General features: G+C 35.2%; 15 protein-coding genes. 3 read left to right on the top strand and 12 right to left on the bottom strand.

Going from position 1 to position 16,710, the window contains the following annotated elements; all coding sequences use genetic code 11:
- Nucleotides 1-15: 15 nt before the first annotated feature.
- From D7D81_RS05545 to D7D81_RS05525, 5 genes are all read right to left on the bottom strand, one after another.
- A complete protein-coding gene (locus tag D7D81_RS05545; RefSeq protein ID WP_125988080.1) occupies nt 16-3,204 on the bottom strand; it encodes a LysM peptidoglycan-binding domain-containing protein in 3,189 nt (1,062 codons plus the stop codon).
- 24 nt (nt 3,205-3,228) lie between these two features.
- Nucleotides 3,229-4,398 (bottom strand): hypothetical protein, encoded by a 1,170-nt coding sequence (locus D7D81_RS05540; protein ID WP_205739345.1) that lies wholly within the window; start codon nt 4,396-4,398, stop codon nt 3,229-3,231.
- A 253-nt stretch (nt 4,399-4,651) separates the two neighbouring features.
- Nucleotides 4,652-5,242: a hypothetical protein gene (locus D7D81_RS05535; protein ID WP_125988076.1), complete on the bottom strand. Its 591-nt coding sequence runs from the start codon at nt 5,240-5,242 to the stop codon at nt 4,652-4,654.
- 19 nt (nt 5,243-5,261) lie between these two features.
- Entirely contained in the window at nt 5,262-6,332 is a 1,071-nt protein-coding gene (locus D7D81_RS05530) for a hypothetical protein (RefSeq protein ID WP_125988074.1), read from the bottom strand.
- 880 nt (nt 6,333-7,212) lie between these two features.
- Nucleotides 7,213-7,632 carry a C40 family peptidase gene (locus D7D81_RS05525; protein WP_125988072.1) on the bottom strand — a complete coding sequence of 140 codons (420 nt, stop codon included), beginning with the start codon at nt 7,630-7,632 and terminating at the stop codon, nt 7,213-7,215.
- A 359-nt stretch (nt 7,633-7,991) separates the two neighbouring features.
- Between D7D81_RS05525 and D7D81_RS05520 the strand changes: the two genes are divergently transcribed.
- Complete coding sequence (locus D7D81_RS05520) at nt 7,992-9,245, top strand: ammonium transporter (RefSeq protein ID WP_125991947.1); 1,254 nt, start codon at nt 7,992-7,994, stop codon at nt 9,243-9,245.
- Nucleotides 9,245-9,583 carry a P-II family nitrogen regulator gene (locus tag D7D81_RS05515; RefSeq protein ID WP_125988070.1) on the top strand — a complete coding sequence of 113 codons (339 nt, stop codon included), beginning with the start codon at nt 9,245-9,247 and terminating at the stop codon, nt 9,581-9,583. The genes D7D81_RS05520 and D7D81_RS05515 overlap by 1 nt, the downstream gene beginning before the upstream one ends.
- A gap of 54 nt (nt 9,584-9,637) precedes the next feature.
- Here the strand turns inward: D7D81_RS05515 and D7D81_RS05510 are convergent, their stop codons facing one another.
- The 3 genes from D7D81_RS05510 to D7D81_RS05500 all read right to left on the bottom strand — a co-directional run bounded on the left by D7D81_RS05510 (nt 9,638) and on the right by D7D81_RS05500 (nt 12,024).
- Nucleotides 9,638-10,354 carry a LytR/AlgR family response regulator transcription factor gene (locus tag D7D81_RS05510; protein ID WP_164522125.1) on the bottom strand — a complete coding sequence of 239 codons (717 nt, stop codon included), beginning with the start codon at nt 10,352-10,354 and terminating at the stop codon, nt 9,638-9,640.
- Between the two features lie 61 nt (nt 10,355-10,415).
- Nucleotides 10,416-11,789, bottom strand: coding sequence for a sensor histidine kinase (locus D7D81_RS05505; protein ID WP_125988066.1), 1,374 nt, complete (start codon nt 11,787-11,789; stop codon nt 10,416-10,418).
- A gap of 136 nt (nt 11,790-11,925) precedes the next feature.
- The gene (locus D7D81_RS05500; protein WP_125988064.1) at nt 11,926-12,024 is read right to left on the bottom strand and encodes a cyclic lactone autoinducer peptide; all 99 of its coding nucleotides are present in this window, start codon (nt 12,022-12,024) and stop codon (nt 11,926-11,928) included.
- 77 nt (nt 12,025-12,101) lie between these two features.
- Here D7D81_RS05500 and D7D81_RS05495 point away from each other — a divergent pair, with 77 nt between their 5' ends.
- Nucleotides 12,102-12,713 carry an accessory gene regulator ArgB-like protein gene (locus D7D81_RS05495; protein ID WP_125988062.1) on the top strand — a complete coding sequence of 204 codons (612 nt, stop codon included), beginning with the start codon at nt 12,102-12,104 and terminating at the stop codon, nt 12,711-12,713.
- A 341-nt stretch (nt 12,714-13,054) separates the two neighbouring features.
- On the opposite strand, the gene D7D81_RS05490 is transcribed toward D7D81_RS05495, so the two are convergent.
- The 4 genes from D7D81_RS05490 to D7D81_RS05475 form a co-directional block, all read right to left on the bottom strand.
- Nucleotides 13,055-13,810: an IclR family transcriptional regulator gene (locus D7D81_RS05490; RefSeq protein WP_286170252.1), complete on the bottom strand. Its 756-nt coding sequence runs from the start codon at nt 13,808-13,810 to the stop codon at nt 13,055-13,057.
- A 51-nt stretch (nt 13,811-13,861) separates the two neighbouring features.
- Nucleotides 13,862-15,022, bottom strand: coding sequence for a S41 family peptidase (locus D7D81_RS05485; protein WP_125988060.1), 1,161 nt, complete (start codon nt 15,020-15,022; stop codon nt 13,862-13,864).
- Nucleotides 15,023-15,390: 368 nt separating this feature from the next.
- On the bottom strand, nt 15,391-16,011 hold the full coding sequence (locus D7D81_RS05480) for a hypothetical protein (RefSeq protein ID WP_125988058.1): 621 nt from the start codon (nt 16,009-16,011) through the stop codon (nt 15,391-15,393).
- A complete protein-coding gene (locus D7D81_RS05475; RefSeq protein ID WP_125988056.1) occupies nt 16,004-16,642 on the bottom strand; it encodes an ATP-binding cassette domain-containing protein in 639 nt (212 codons plus the stop codon). The genes D7D81_RS05480 and D7D81_RS05475 overlap by 8 nt, the downstream gene beginning before the upstream one ends.
- Nucleotides 16,643-16,710: the final 68 nt, after the last annotated feature.

Here is a 16,710-nt window from a genome sequence, read left to right as displayed (position 1 = left end):
TTTACCTAAATTTTCCTAAATTAAGATATCATCATTTATCCTCTTTTCATTGACTATATTCTTGGCTATTCTCACACGTTCCCTTGTTTCACAATCCATATCAATATCTGTATTCTTAATAAAATATTGAACAGTACTATTGTCTCTAGAAAAAGACTTTATATCCAGTGTTTCTTTGAAAGCTACTTTAGTTGGGTCCCAGAGGGGTTTACTAATAGTTAGCTCCATTACCCCTCCCCTGATAAAATCATTGGGGTTATATTTATATTCCATGACTGCTTTCTCAGCTGCCTTCGGATTAAGTGTTAGCGACCCCTTATTTCGTGATAAAACACCCAGGGGGTTCCATTCATCTTTGTCTTCTTCGTTTTCTTGATAGTATTTTTCCAGTAGTTCGGGCTGGGCCTGTACTTCCTTGAGAAAGCTTTCATAATGGTTAAATCCCACATGCTTTTCTCCTTCCATATCCCAGGCAATATATTCCCCGATGTTTTCCATCATTTGTATGAAAACCTGATTTTTATCTTTTTCTCCAAACAGATGCCTGTGGTTTGCTGATATATCCTTTAGACTGAATTTATCATCCATATATTGTGATACCAGATTATTGGGATTGCTGCCATCTAACTGTACGTTTGTTTTGCTGTATAATACCAGGGTTTTGAACAGACTTGCTTTGTATTCTTCTCTTAAGACCGGGTTTTCTTTAGCTATATTACCATTTTCCTTTTTTAGATAGGGCATAAAACCAAATTCACTGGCTGTAACACCATTATAATCATTCCTTGTATGGTCTTTTTCTTCCTTCTCTTTGATTGTCCCAGCCAGTTTTAAGACATTGTTACTGATGGTGATGGATTGCTCTCCCTGATACATGGCCGCTAAATCCCAGTAAAGGGTTTCTATTTTTTCTCTGTTCCTTTCCCAGTTGCGCTGCATGTCGGCTATTATTTCCATGATAGCCATCATCATCTGTCCTGCTCTTATTTCTCCCTGATAGGCTTTGAGGCTGTTTATTTTATCTTCTATTTCCCTGATTTCAGGGTAGATATCTGCCTTTGTTTCTCTACCTGCTTGTTCATATTCCCCTTCTAATTGAATTAACTGCCTCTTTAACTGGGAGACAGGGACTATCTCCATATCATCAAGGTCTGTTAAGCTGTTTTTATAGCCGGAACCGTCATCGGCGGGTGCTATGGGGTTATTGCTGGATGGATGTGTACCCTGGGATAATACTAGACTTCTGGCTTTGAAGATATCGTCTTCTTTGCTCAGCCTTATCCAGCCCAGGCTGAGAGCGTTAATAAAGATAGAGTCTTCTTCTTCTTCTCCTTCTTCTCCTTTACGCAGGGTAACTGCTTTATATTCAGTGGTCTCAAAATCTATCAGGCGATTTTTTATAATATGAATAGCAATTTCTTTGTCTATCTTTACTTCTTCTCTTTTAAATCTCTTTTCTTTTTGGTCAAGATATGGTACTTCTAGGCTTATATATGGTTTTTCACAGAAATCATCTGTTATGTATCCTTCGATGATTTCTTGACCTGTTCCTTCAGGACTGATATCTTTTTTTTCTTCTAATAAGTTCAGGTCTTTAAGGGTTCCATGGATTTCCTGATAGCCAAGTTTTTTTAAATAGTTCTGGCCTGATTCAAATATTAGACTGACAATGAGGGTTATAACGGCAAGCTGCAGGTTATAGAATAATAGTCCCCGAATTCCAAGAGAGGCCAGACTGGCACCCCTGGCCATTTTAACCATTACTACTGCTGTAGATATTAATATCCTGGAGGCAAAGTCATTAATCCCTGAGCCTAGAGCAGAGATAGTAACTACCCTGAAGGGTTTGTATTCCTGGCCTATGTTATCAGGGGTGAACTGGATATAGTCTTTTAATTCTTCAATACTGCTATAGAATAAGACCGCTTTTTTACGTTTATCTGTCTGGTCATAATAATAGACTTCATCACCTGGGTATATTTTTCTGTCCTGATAGACTGTTCCATCGGGATGTTCTAATCTTTCATCCCATAAACTGGCATCCCCATATTTATCCTGGGCTATCTGAGTTAAGTTATCTCCTTTTTCTACTGTGTGTACCTTACGGTAGTCAGCATACAGGGCATTGATGAAACTTAAGTCTGCCCCCCGGTTATAGCCGGTAAAGCTTATCTCTGCCTCAGGGTTGGCCTGTCTTATCTTATGATAGACTATCTGTAATAGTTCAAATTCCTGGGGGAAACCGTGCTTGTCTTCTTTTTTCCCTCCTTTGTAAGCAATCACTACCTGGTCTTTTCCCTGATTATTACCTACCTTTTTCCTGAAGACTACTGCTCTAAACCCTGTATCCCTCATATCAAGGTTTTCATCAAAGATTATCTCTTCCCCCTCTATATTTTCAGGGATATTCCTTTCCAGTTCTTTACTTAGTCTTTTTAAGACTTCCTCTTCTCCTCTACCAACTATTTTTTTCGCGAGCTTAAGTGGATCATTATTATAAAGGATTATTGACATAACAAGAGCCAGGGCAGCATGGTTTTCCACTGACTTCTGGGCTGCGCTTTTCCCTACTGAACTTAAAAATTTCTTAACTGTCTCTTGCAGGCTCACTTTTTTAACCATTTTAGTATATTTCTTATTTACCCCCATATATGATAGACCCAGACTTAATCCTGTTACCCCAATCCTGATACCCGTTTTCCACCCTGCTATATCTTCAATAGATTCCCTTCCCGGGTCTATCTTTTCCGTTTCATCCAGATTCAGTGTCTCATCAATAGAGTTCAAAAACTGGCAGAGCCTTGACCACTTGTTATTGATATAATCAGCCACTACCTGATAGTTATCCCCTCCATAGATAACCTCCCAGTCCTGAAGAAAATCTCCTTCTTTATTATCGGTACCTATCTTTTCCAGGTATTCCATGGCTATTCCTGCATTGCGGCGGAGTTTAATTATACCTTCTTCTCCTTCTCCGTAAGCATATATAGGTTCTTTTTTTGTCTCTGGATCTTTATAACCTTCTACAAATACTTTAGGGGTTAGAAGGTCGTTTAGTTGGGTGGATTGTACCTGCTCGCTATCTTCCCCTACTCTTCTCCCTTCTTTAATTGCTTCTAAATTAACAAACTCCCATTGTAAGTTTGTTAGATTAGTAAAGGTTAATAATTCTTTGTGAGTTATTTTTGATTCTTCATTACTCATATAAATATCTCCTCTCTCTAAATTTTAATCAATATATGCATATTCCAAATTTTTCCCAATTTTAATATCTGATATATCTTTATAATAATAATGGTCTATTGCCTCATTTTCCTTGTACTTTTTGTATGATGACTTGTATTTAACTTCTAGAATTCCAGCTGAATATACAAGTCCATAATATGTTGCATTATATTTATCTAATACATCATATTCCAACTCATCCTTCCTTATCTTCCTCATACTAGCTAACAATTCTTCCTCACTCATCTCATTCACTTCCTGCTGTAAAACCCCTGACACCTCTTCCCTTAAGTCTCTGGGCGGCATCCGTACTATTTCCCCTTCTATTTCCTCTTTCACTTTACGGGAGCCACTTATTTCATATTTGTATTTTTTATAACTCGGTGCTAAAACCCTTTCATCTATAAAGATTACACCCAGCTCCAGATACTCAAACAACCCCTCTTCCTTCAAATACTGAACAAGTTCAAATATCTCTTTCCTCCTCTCTTCTTTTTCTTGCTCATTTTTTATGCGTTTAAAGATATATACATCCAGGTCGAGTAACAATCTATTATTTTCAGGGTCTGATTTTACTTTTTCTAATAATTCTTCAAATCCAGATACAATTTGCCAGGAAAAATAGTCATTACCTTCTTTTCGTATCTCATATTTAACATCAGGCTTTAACAATACCCTTTCCCCAAAAATCTCTTTAATCTTATCTATTAGATATTTTTCTGCCTCTAATTTTATCTGGACTGTTTCATAACCTGCTCCTACCTTTCCTAAACGACCAAAAGATTTCTTTTCTACACCTGCCTGAGCACAATAATATGGGTCTCCTTCTCTAGAAGTTCCTATTATTGATTTAGGATATATTCTTGCTATAAATCGAGTTTTCCCATCAGGATATTTTCTTGTTCCTATTCTATCTACTGCAAACTCTTCCCCATATTCCTTATAAAGATGCTCCTCTATCTTTGCCCTAACATCTTCAATATCATGACCTGTAAATAGCCCTACAGCAAAGCGTAAAATAAAGGGAGCCAGGATAATTAATATAATTACTTGCCAGCCTATTTTCTTCTTCTCCCTTACTATCACTCTTTTACCTCCCTCTCCCTCTTTTATTTTATTCCATATATTTGCATTTATATATTTATTCTCTGTAATTTTTTTCTTCCCTGCCATTATTATTATTTCATTTTGTAAAATAGATATATTTTCCTATTGATACTTTTTCTTTGAGAAATAAAATAAGCTGACTCATCCTTCTTATCTGTTTCTTTAACTATAGTTTAAAACCCTAAAATAACTATAATGATTACAGCTATATTATGACTTTAAACTAATTTCTAAAAATCACCACTAAAATAATAATATTGATAGATTGTAATAATTATTTATAAGTAAAGTTAAGGTAACACCAGACACCACTTTCGTTTTAAACAAAGGCACCATTGAACGTTAAATAATTATTACAATCTATCACTTCTAAGTTATCACTAACTGATATAACAAATAAATCTTCAATACTTTCCCTTCCCGGGTCTATCTTTTCCCTTTCATCCAGATTCAGTGTCTCATCAATAGAGTTTAAAAACTGGCAGAGCCTTGACCACTTGTTATTGATATAATCAGCCACTACCTGATAATTATCCCCACCATAAATTACCTCCCAGTCCTTTAAAAAATCCCCTTCTTTATTATCAGTACCTATCTTCTCCAGATATTCCATGGCTATTCCTGCATTACGGCGGAGTTGGGCAAAACCTTGTTCTTCGTCTTCGAGTTCTCCTTCATCATTAGCACCATATCGGTATTCTCTTTCTCCATCATCATCTTCTTTATAAAATACTTTCGGGGTTAAAAGGTTGTTTAGTTTTTTATATTCTTCACCTTCTCCTCTTACCACATCTCCTTTATCATTATTATTACTAGTTATTTTTATATCTGCAAATTCCCATTCTAGGTTTGTCAGATTACTAAAAGTTAGTAATTCTTTATGTGTTAATAGTTGCTTATTATCACCCATAACAAAAACCTCCTTATCCTTAATCAACATACACATATTCCAAATTATCAGTTATTACCACATCACCCACATTATCATAGTCTCTTATTTTTTCATAATCTGAATCATGACCATATCTTTCCCTTAATATGCTTTCTGAATAAATATAAGACATATAATGATTATTATTTTTTCTTATTCTCTTATAAGTCAATTGATCTTTTCTTATTTTATTCATATTGGTTAACAATTCTTTTTCACTCATCTTATCAATTTCCTTTTGTAAAACTTTTGACACCTTCTCCCTTAGTTCTAAGGGTGGTAATTTTACCGCCCTCCCTTTTTGACCATCTACTTGTTCTTTGACTTTGCAAGAACTATATATTTCTTTTGCTACTTTAGTATAACTCGGCGCTAAAACCCGTTCATCAATAAAAAAAATTCTCATCTCCAGATACTCAAACAACCCTTCTTCCTTTAAATACTGAACAAGTTCAAATATCTCTTTCCTCCTCTCTTCTTTCTCCTCTTCATTTTCTATACGTTTGAAAATATATACATCTAAATCTAGTTCTAACCTATTATTTTCAGGGTCTTCTATGCTTTTCCTCAATGCCATATCAAAATCCGGAGTTAAATAACCCACCATTACACCATATTTATTACGAGTATGATATGTTATTTTAGGTTTTAATCTAACCCTTTCTCCAAATATCTCTTTTATTTTAGGTGTTAAATATTTTAGTGCTTTTTTTCGTGCTATTACCCGACCATAACTATCACCAGGTTCATCTAATCTACCAAAAGATAATATATCTATACTTGCAGTAGCAGAATAGTACTCATCTCCATATTTGTTTGTTCCTATTATTGATTTTGGATAAATTTTGGCCTGATAATATTTTTTACCTCCAAATGTTCTAGTTCCTATCTGCGTTACCACAAACTCTTCCCCATATTTCTCATAAAGATGCTCCTCTATCTTTACCCTAACATCTTCAATATCATGCCCTGTAAATAACCCTACAGCAAAGCGTAAAATAAAGGGGGCCAGGATAATTAAGATAATGACTGGCCAGCCTATTTTCTTCTTCTCCCTTACTACACCCACTCTTTTACCTCCCCACCTTCTTTTGTTTTATTTCTTATGTCATTTAAAGTTTTAATAAAATAAGTACCCCAATTGTTAGTAAGTAACTAAGTTTATTTAAACTTTAATCCATAGTCATTAATATCTTTCAAATGGACTTAACTAAAAAAGTCATCATATTGATAGATTCTAATAATTATTTATAAACGAAGTTAAGGTAACACCAGACCCCACTCTCATTTTAAGCAAAGGCACCATTGAGTGTTAAATAATTATTACAATCTATCACTTTCAAATCATCATTGGACAGTATAATAGATAGGCTTTAGATATCTGCTATCTGACGTTATAGATTGTTTTATTCCATATATTTGCATTTATATATTTATTCTCTGTAATTTTTTTCTTCCCTGCCATTATTATTATTTTTCTATAAAATAGATATATTTACCTATCAATGTTTATTTTCTTAACTGTAGTTTGAGTCATAATATAACTATATCGCTTATAGCAATATCAGAATCTTACAAATTACCGCCAAATTAATATTATTGATAGATTGTAATAATTATTTATAAGTGAAGTTAAGGTAACACCAGACCCCACTTTCGTTATAAACAAAGACACCATTGAACGTTAAATAATTATTACAATCTATCACTTCTAAGTCATCATTAACTGATATAACAAATAGCTTCAAGATTTCTATTATCTAACTTTATAAGATATTTTACAATTTATTTCCATTTCTATATTTATCTCTTGTAATTTTTTCTTTCCTGCACTATTCTGCAAAACACATATATCTACCTATCTTTTTCTTTTTAACAAAAAAATATCATAAGTAAGTAAAAAAGCATAAAAAAAACCCGCTAATTAAAGCGGGCAGTCATCATCCCCCCTATATATCCAGTCTGATTGCCCCGGCATATTTTCTCCTCCAGTACCTTTTTTTCATAGTATCTATCTGTACCTCTTTATCAATCAGTACATGAAGAAATTCATCTTCACTGATCATTACAGCTGTATGGGTAACCACCTGTCTATATAAACGGAAATAGGGAATATCAAGCACCTGCAGGTTTTCATAATAACCAAGTTCATCCCCCAGCGACCTGAGTCCCTTGATATAACGCTCTGGGTCCACTTTATACCAGTTATCTGGTATTATTCCACCATCATTAACCGGTAATGTATACCCAAGTTTCTTAAAAAATAAATAAATTAACCCCCAGCAGTCCAGACCCTGATCAGACCTACCATTATGGAGATATGGTATACCAAGCAGTTCATCTACAACCATACTTATCTTTTTCTCCATTAATTAATATCCTCCTTAGCTAAACCCGTAATTAACATAATAATACAGGAAATTTGTTCCCCCCCCGCTAATTGCTATCTTATTCAAAAGAAATTGATTTTGTCATTAAATTATTTTATTAAGATCATTAAAGTTAAATGATCATATATTCCATTTTTATACCAAGTATACAAATATATCAGAATTTCTGTATTTTGCGGCATTATCATGTTATATTTTTTTATATTACTATTGACTAATCCTATTTTATAACATATAATTTACATAAACATTACATCATTTTTTAGGAGGAGAGTCTATTGAGGAGAAAAACATTATTATTCGTATTATTGTTTTTGTTGGTATTTAGTCTAAATGTTATGGCAGCAGAACCTACTGCTAAAAGCAATCAAATTGCAATCGATACAATCTGGACTTTATTAGCAGCTTTCTTAGTATTTTTCATGCAGGCTGGTTTTGCTCTAGTTGAAGCAGGTTTTACCAGGGCCAAAAACACAGGGAACATTATCATGAAAAACCTGATGGATTTTTCAGCAGGGTCCCTTATCTACTGGGCTGTTGGTTTTGCCTTCATGTTTGGTGCCGGTAATGCATTTATTGGTAGTAAGGGTTTCTTCCTAACAGATTCATTTACCAATCTGGGATTAGAAATACCTTTAATGGCCTTCTGGATTTTTCAGGCAGTTTTCGCAGCTACTGCAGCAACAATCGTTTCCGGGGCAATGGCTGAAAGGACTAATTTTAGTGGTTATCTTATTTACAGTATAGTAATTAGTGGTTTTATCTATCCAGTAGTCGGACACTGGATCTGGGGTGGTGGCTGGTTATCAAATATGGTTGATTTTGCCGGTTCTACTGTAGTTCACTCTGTCGGCGGTTGGGCTGCTCTAGCCGGTGCTATAGTCCTCGGTCCCAGAATTGGTAAATACAATCAAGATGGTTCGGCCAATGCCTTACCAGGTCATAACCTTTTAATGGCCGCCCTGGGTGTCTTCATCCTCTGGTTTGGCTGGTTTGGTTTCAACCCTGGTAGTACAGTTGCCGGAACTGACCTGAGTATAGGTTCAATAGCAGTTACAACCAACCTGGCTGCCGCTGCGGGAGCGACCCTGTCTATGGTAGTCAGCTGGATTAAGTATGGTAAAGCAGATGTCAGTATGACTCTTAATGGAGCCCTAGCAGGACTGGTTGGTATTACAGCTGGCTGTGCCAGTGTAGCCAATATAGGGGCAATCTTAATTGGTGCCCTTGCCGGTATTATTGTTGTCTTTGCGGTAGAGTTCTTCGATAAGATTCATGTCGATGACCCCGTCGGGGCTATTGCCGTACACGGGGTCTGCGGAGCCTTTGGTACAGCAGCTGTTGGTTTCTTTGCCCTGGATGGCGGTCTGTTCTATGGTGGTGGGCTATCATTACTTGCCACACAGCTTAAAGGTGTAGTCTCTGTTTTCATCTGGGCCTTCTGCCTGGCCTATGTATTATTTAAGGCTATTGATGCTGTTATCGGACTGCGTGTTCCTGAAGAGGATGAATTATCAGGCTTAGATTACTCTGAACATGGTGCTGTGTCTTATCCAGATTTCTTATTAACAAGTAGTAAGGGGGATGCATAATGAAGAAGATTGAAGCTATTATACGTCCAGCAAAACTTGATATTTTAATTGACAGGTTAGAAGACATAGGTATTAGTGGTATGAATATCTTTGAGGTAAGGGGTTATGGGAGTCAAAAGGGTCATGAAGAGATGTACCGTGGTGTCACTTACCGTATTAGACTGCGGGAGAAGATTCGTGTAGAACTGGTTATTAATGATGACCTGGTTGACAAAGTAGTTAAAACCATTGTAGAAACCGCCAAAACCGGTAGTGTCGGTGATGGAAAAATCTTTATTACAGCTATTGAAGACGCTGTACGAATTAGAACCGGTGAGAAAGGTGAAAAAGCCTTATAAATTTAAAAAAAGCAGAGGGAATTTACTTCCTCTGCTTTTTTTATTATCCAGGTCTCAGGCATTTAAAACTATATTATTAATCTCTCCTTTTAAGCGGGAAGACCTCCTCCGACTTACCGGTATTTTATCCCCATTACTCATTACCAGCATATTATGTTCCTTACGATTAAATACAGCAATCTTCTGCAGGTTTATAATATATGAACGGTGGCATTGAAAAAAATTAATAGGCAGACAATTTGCCCATTCCTGTAATGTCCCATAAATTATAAGACTGTGTATCTCACTTACTATCTTAAGTTTTCTTTCCAAACTCTGCAGATAAATAAGTTCGTCAACATCAAGAAGAAAGTCTTTCCCTTTGGCACTAATAGATATTCTACATTCATTTTGCAGATAATTAACCCTGAAATAATCGTCTATAATCTTTTTAAAGGTTTTAGGTAGCCTCTCGGTAATACTTGCTTTACTAATATAATCATAGGCATATAACCTGAAGGCCTCTGCATAATAATCATCATGACAGCTTATAAAAATAATCTTTAAAAAGTCATCATTGCCTGTTAAGATTCTGGCAACCTCTATTCCATTAATATCTGGTAAATCAATATCCAGCAGTAGGATATCCGGTCTTTTCTTTTTAGCCAGCTTAAGGACTTCAATACCATTCCCTGCTACTCCAACAACATCTACCATTCCCAGTTCCTTACAGAATTCCTCCAGCAGCTCCAGCATCATCGGGTCATCGTCGCAAATAATTAATCTAGGCATCGTTATCTCCCCCATAAGCTTAATGGAAAGACCTTAAGTATGTATTATTATTATTTATTCTCTATCCCAGTGCTGGCAGTAGAACAACAAAAGCGGTATAGTTTTTATCCTCATCCTTGTTTATATATATTTTACCATCATAACGGTCAACAAGCTGTTTACAGATAGCCAGCCCCAGACCATGCCCTTCTTCCCCTTTGCTGGTAAATCCCCTTTCAAAGATACGGGCTTCTTTTTCATCATCTATAACTATGCCAAAAGTTTTTACATTAAAGAGATTATAATCACTACCACCCTTGATAGTAAGTTTAACACTTTTATCATTAGCTATATCTTCTAAAGCCTCAATGGCATTATCCAGCAGATTACCTATGATCCTGTTCAGGTCCCAATCAGTCACCTTCATCGGACAAACCGGATTCTCCAGTAAAATCTCAACAGGAACCTCTCTTTTATTTCCCCTAGCTATCTTACTATAAAGCAGGGCATTCAAGGCCTCATTACCACTCCTGACAATCTCTTCTACACTCTCCAACTCGTCTACAACACCCTTCAGGTACCTTTTAGCCTGATCGACCTGGTTCATGGCTAACATCATATTAATCATTCCCAGGTGGTGGTTATAATCATGATACTGCATTCTAAGCTCCCAACTTAAACGCTGGGCATTCTTTTCCTGCACCCTTTTAATGATCTCATTCCGCTGGATTAGTAATGTCTGAACCAGATACCGTAATAAATAGAGTAAAACCAGGGTAAGGAGTATCACAATCAGATTAACAAAGAGCGGAGAATTAAAAATTGAATTTTCCCCAAAAAAGGCAAATATCCGCCCACTCCAGTTAGAGGTAATTATAAATAAACCCTGAATAATCAGGAAAACAGAGGCCAGAAATATCGTAGAGGAAATCCTTTTCTCCTCAGTTAAGTCTATCTCCTCATCACTCATTACTGCTAATTCTTCGTCATCAATTATGTTATAGTAATTTTCAAAGTTAATATTATATTTTTTTATAATTAAAAAAGTAATTACCATTGCTAAAACCTGTGGTAAAAAAAACAATATACGTAACAGGGGAGATTTAACTACAACAGCTAAATCTACATTATAAACTAATGATTGTAAAGGAACTAAGATACTTTCCAACAAAGTATAAAACATTAAGACCAAACCAGTTGTAATAGCACTAATAATTAGCTTTTTCTTATATACCTTTATCAATATTCCTACATATACAAAAAAACTTAAGAAAAATAAAGAAAGGGGAGTAACAGCAAAACCCCTAAAAAACAGTTGTAAGAAAGCCACTATAGTAAAAGACAGAAAAAATTTAATATCCTTAATTGATAGATTAAGGAGTGTGAAAATAATTAATAACCGCAGGAAATTTTCTATCAAGGACAAAAAAATAAGGAAAGAGGATACAGATTCCATAAAAATACCTCCAAAATATTATTTTACAAGACAAGCAACCTAAATTAATAATTCTACAAAAGTTTATTTTTCCCTTTTATTATAGCAAAAAAAATCAGCCCTTTTATATAAAAGGGCTGATTTTTTTTGCTATTCTTTATTCAGGTTTTTTGGGTTGGAAAAAAAATCCATCACAATTAGTACTACTGTTAAACTTACTAACACCCATAATTATTTTTTTAAGCAGATTCAACATTTATTCTCCCTCCTTCCTTATTAAAAAGGATTTTTATAGAAAATATAGAAATATAGCATATAAAGGAGTTGATAATCATGGTAAAAACAATTTCCAAACAGATTGCTGACTATTTTAATCAAAAACTAGACCTTTCTCGGGAAGAGACCTCTTCCATTGACTATGGCTGTCAGGTTATTTTTTACCTCTTGATCGAAATAATCAGTTTTATCTTAGTCTCATCTTTCTTAAATATGTTCTGGCCGGTTACGATAGCTCTTGTAGTCTTTTTAATCTTAAGACCCTATGCCGGTGGTATTCATATGCCCAGCTATTTTTTGTGTTATATCTTTTCCTTACTAGTATTTATCAGCATAGGTTGTCTTGTAAATTTAGTCAGCATACCTGCAAAATACTTAATAAGCTGGTTAGTCTTTGTTTTTATACTAAGTTTACTCCTAATTAATAAATATGCCCCGGCTGATACAGCTATTCAACCTATCAAAGACCCTTCAAGGCGGAGAAAACTAAAAACAATATCCTTGCTAATAGTAATTTGCTGGTTTTTAATTTCATTAGCGATTATGTTCAGCTTTGCTAATTATTACAACTTATTATTTGCTGGTAGTTTAGGACTTTTAGCAGAGGTACTAGCCTTACACCCGCTTGCTTTTTATGTAATAGATAAATATTTACCAGACCAAGACTGATTATTTATCTATATTTTACACAATGCCCTGATATATGTCAATTTTTTACAAAAGGTCTTTTTTTTGTCATTTTAGGCTGTTTTCTATCCTTAACGGGGCTTTTTTTGTCATTAACGGTAAGTCGTGTATAAAAAAAGTCAAAATAATACACATGATTTTTATTTAAGATACCATAATAAGTATAGTAAAAACCCCTGATATTAAATATCAGGGGTTAATCTTCCCAAAAATATACATTTAATCTTTTGTTTATAGCTTCTTAGCAGCATTATATCTTGAGCAGGAATACTAAAACAGGCAGTTTCCTGCCTGTTTTAGCTGATAAACTATTTGTCTTTAATTCATCTAATCTTTTCTTTGATTTTTTCCGTCTTTTTTCGTAATACCGGGAGCAGTTCTAACATAATAAATTCCATAGTCATCCTGGCTGATGGGCCAGATATACTTAAAGCCCCCAATACACGGCCTTCTCTGTTTTCTATAGGAACTGATAGACAGCGCACCCCTATCTCTCTTTCCTCCAGATCCAGGGAATAGCCCTGCTCTTTTATCTTAAGGAGTTCAAGCTTTAATTTTCCTGGATTGGCAAAGGTATTTTCAGTGTGTGAAACAAAATTAGTCTCTTGCATATACTCTGCCAGTTCCTGTTCATTTAAATATGACAAAAGCATCTTACCTGCCCCGGTACAATAAGCCGGTCCCCTACTACCCACACTGGCAAACATCCTGACCATATTATTAGATTCAACCTGATCCAGGTAAACAACCTGATTATTCTCGAAAACAACCAGGTTAGAAGTTTCATTAAATTGTCTAACAATATCCTCAAGAAAGGGTCTTACTACCTCCCTCAAATCAAAATCCCTGTTTATAAGTTCTGCCATTTGATATGTTAGTAATCCCAGTTTATATAAACCTTCTTTATTCTGTTCAACATAGTTTAAGTGTAAAAGGGTATTAACAAGCCTGTGAACTGTACTGATATTTAAACCTACCTTCTCACTAAGCCTGGTTAGGGATAATGGTTCACCACAATAAACCAGTTCCTCAAATATTTTCATCGCCTTTATAACAGACTGTACATTATTTGTCTTCAAAACAAGATCAACCCCAGTAAACTCAACATTTTATAAACTTGATGCTAGTTATCAACCAGCCTTTTTAAAATTACTGTTTAAATAAGTCTCTTCAATATATTCTACAGCTGCATCAAGTTGATTATCACCATCATATTCCCGATCAAAGTCAACCTCTTGATCAGGTTGAATACCAGCCTCATGTATGAATCTACCATCAGGGGTATAATACCTTCCTGTAGTCATTTTCAGGGCTGAACCATTTTCCATTGGGAATATTGACTGCACAGTCCCCTTACCAAAACTCGTCTTACCCATTATTATTCCACGCTGGTAATCCTGTATAGCACCAGCCACAATCTCTGAAGCACTAGCACTACCCTCATTAATTAGTACTACCAGTGGAAGGTCAGTGTGTCTAAAAGAGGTATTTACCCCATAGATATCATCTTCAGTAAACCTCTGTTTTATGGAAACAACTTTACCGCTAGAAATAAAACTACTGGCCACATCTACTGCTTCAGTAAATAACCCACCTGGATCACTCCTTAAATCAAGGATAAGAGCCCTGGCACCCTGTGCCTCAAACTCCTTGACAGCTTCATTAACCTTTTGGCCAACATCCTTGACAAACTCAGCAATAAAGATATAAGCTATATCATCACCTATCATCTTTGTCTCAACATAAGGTATTTCTATTAATTCACGTACTATATGAACCTCTATTGGCTGTTCAAGGTCTTTCCTCTCTATGGTCAGATCAACAGTAGTACCAGGTTCCCCCCTCATCAAATTTACTGCTTTTTGCTGGGTCATGTCCTCTGTTGAACGTCCATCAATAGCTATAATACTATCTTCCGGCCGCAAATCAGCCCGATCACCAGGGGTACCTTTAATAGGTGAAACAATCGTTAAATCCGGGTTAACAACAATCCCTATTCCCCCAAATTCACCTTCAAATTCTATCTGCATCTCCTTATATTCCTCAGGGCTTAAATACTCAGAAAAAGGGTCAAGACTATCAACCATTCCTTCAATAGCCCCATTAATCGTCTTTTCTAAGTCCATCTTATCTACATGGTAATAATTTATCAAATAAAGTATTTCTTGAAAGTCTCTCAATGGAGAATCAGCTGGTAGCTCTTCCCCCTGAACTTCAACCCCTATAATATAAGTATTAAGGACCAAAAACATCAACACAACAAGCAAAACTAATCTAATCTTTTTCATCATCAATAACCCACCTAATTAAATTTTTATCTAGAGAACAAAATGACTTCGTCAGCCAGACTTAATCAATAATTATTAATTTTTTCTTAGAACCACTTTTCACTCAAAGTTAACTACTCATCATAATAAACCAGACCAATATATTTACTGGACGACTCTAGAAATTGTCTGGAGGCACGGACGCCGTAGTGCAACCTTAAACTGTTCTTGTACGCTCTGCTTAGATGCGGAGTGCCTGCGGTACACGACAAAGCAAGTAAATATATTGGTCGGTCTTCAAAGTTATCCACATTTACTCACCTAATATAAGTTCTTCTCCCTAAAAAGCCATTCTCCTCCCTATCAAGATAAGGTAATATTTAAAATAAGGACTAACCCAGCTTATGTTTCCAGAATAAAAAACGAGAGGAACTAAATATACCACCAGCTGTTATCAGGAAAAGAAAAAACAATAATGAAATATTAAAGTTCTGGTATTTTATAAAATTAAATCCTGTTAAATACTGTCCTATCATTACACAGGAATACCTGTAGATAAAACCACTCAACAGAAATACTGTTCCCAATGAAAACACATTAATAATAAAAGCTGTCAACAATAAAGGTAATCTTACCATCTTATTATTGCAGGATAGTTTATTAACCAGTTTTATTTCATGCTGATATAAGATAATAAAAGTATCTATATATTTTTTATTTAGATAAACAAGTATCAGCGTAGAAATTAAAAATGAGATAAAAAACAGGAACTTTAAAAAAACAATTCGATTAACAAGAAATATTAGTAGTGTTTCCAGAGCAAATGGTAATAAACCACTATAATATGATTCAATAAGATAATTTATATTTATTGCTGCTGTAAAGACCAGGATCAGCAGCAAATAATTTAACGAAAGGAAAACAAAAAAAGAAAGGGCATATTTCTTATTTAAAACTATACTTCTGATGACTTCCTGTAAAATAAAGGACGTTTCAGGTCTGGATTTAGGCATATGACCCCTTCTCCCTGTTTTGTTTACTGGCCAAAACCGGGCCTATTACCTTAACACCATCACCAGGTATAAGCCGCTGGTCAGAGCTGAGAAAGATAATTGTCAATGATAGGCTGTTTATCCCTTTTAAGAGATGGATAATACCCTGGGCATTTACATCATCAAGCATAATAGTTGGGTTCTCTACTATCACTACTGTTGGAAAATCAAGTATTGCCTGGGCAATATTTGCCCGGATTAATTGATGTTTCATCAACTCCCCAGGTTTCTTATCAAACAGCTTATCAAGCTCAAGTATATTTAATACCCTTCTAGCCCGATTGTTTATATATTTACTACTAAACCCCCTGATCTGCATAATATACCTCATGTTTTCTATAACTGTTCTATCTGGCAGTAGTATATTCTCCTGATAGACAACCCTTTTTTCAATGGGAAAGGGTTTGATCAAACTATCATTATTCAACCATCTAATAACACCATCATCAGGCCTAGCATTACCCATTATTAAATTAAATAATGTCTCTATATCTCTACTTTCCTGGTAATAAATATAAGCAAACTCACCACTCCTAATATAAAATGATAAATCACAAATGCCATTCTTACTTACCTGATTAAAGATCAGCATTATTACCCCTCCTCATTACTAGTATTGTTTAAAAGAAGGGATTATATCAGAAGACTAAAAGGTAATTT

This window comes from Halocella sp. SP3-1 (assembly GCF_003953885.1).
GTDB classification, from domain to species: domain Bacteria; phylum Bacillota; class Halanaerobiia; order Halanaerobiales; family DTU029; genus Iocasia; species Iocasia fonsfrigidae.
This window is presented reverse-complemented; position numbering and strand designations above follow the sequence as displayed.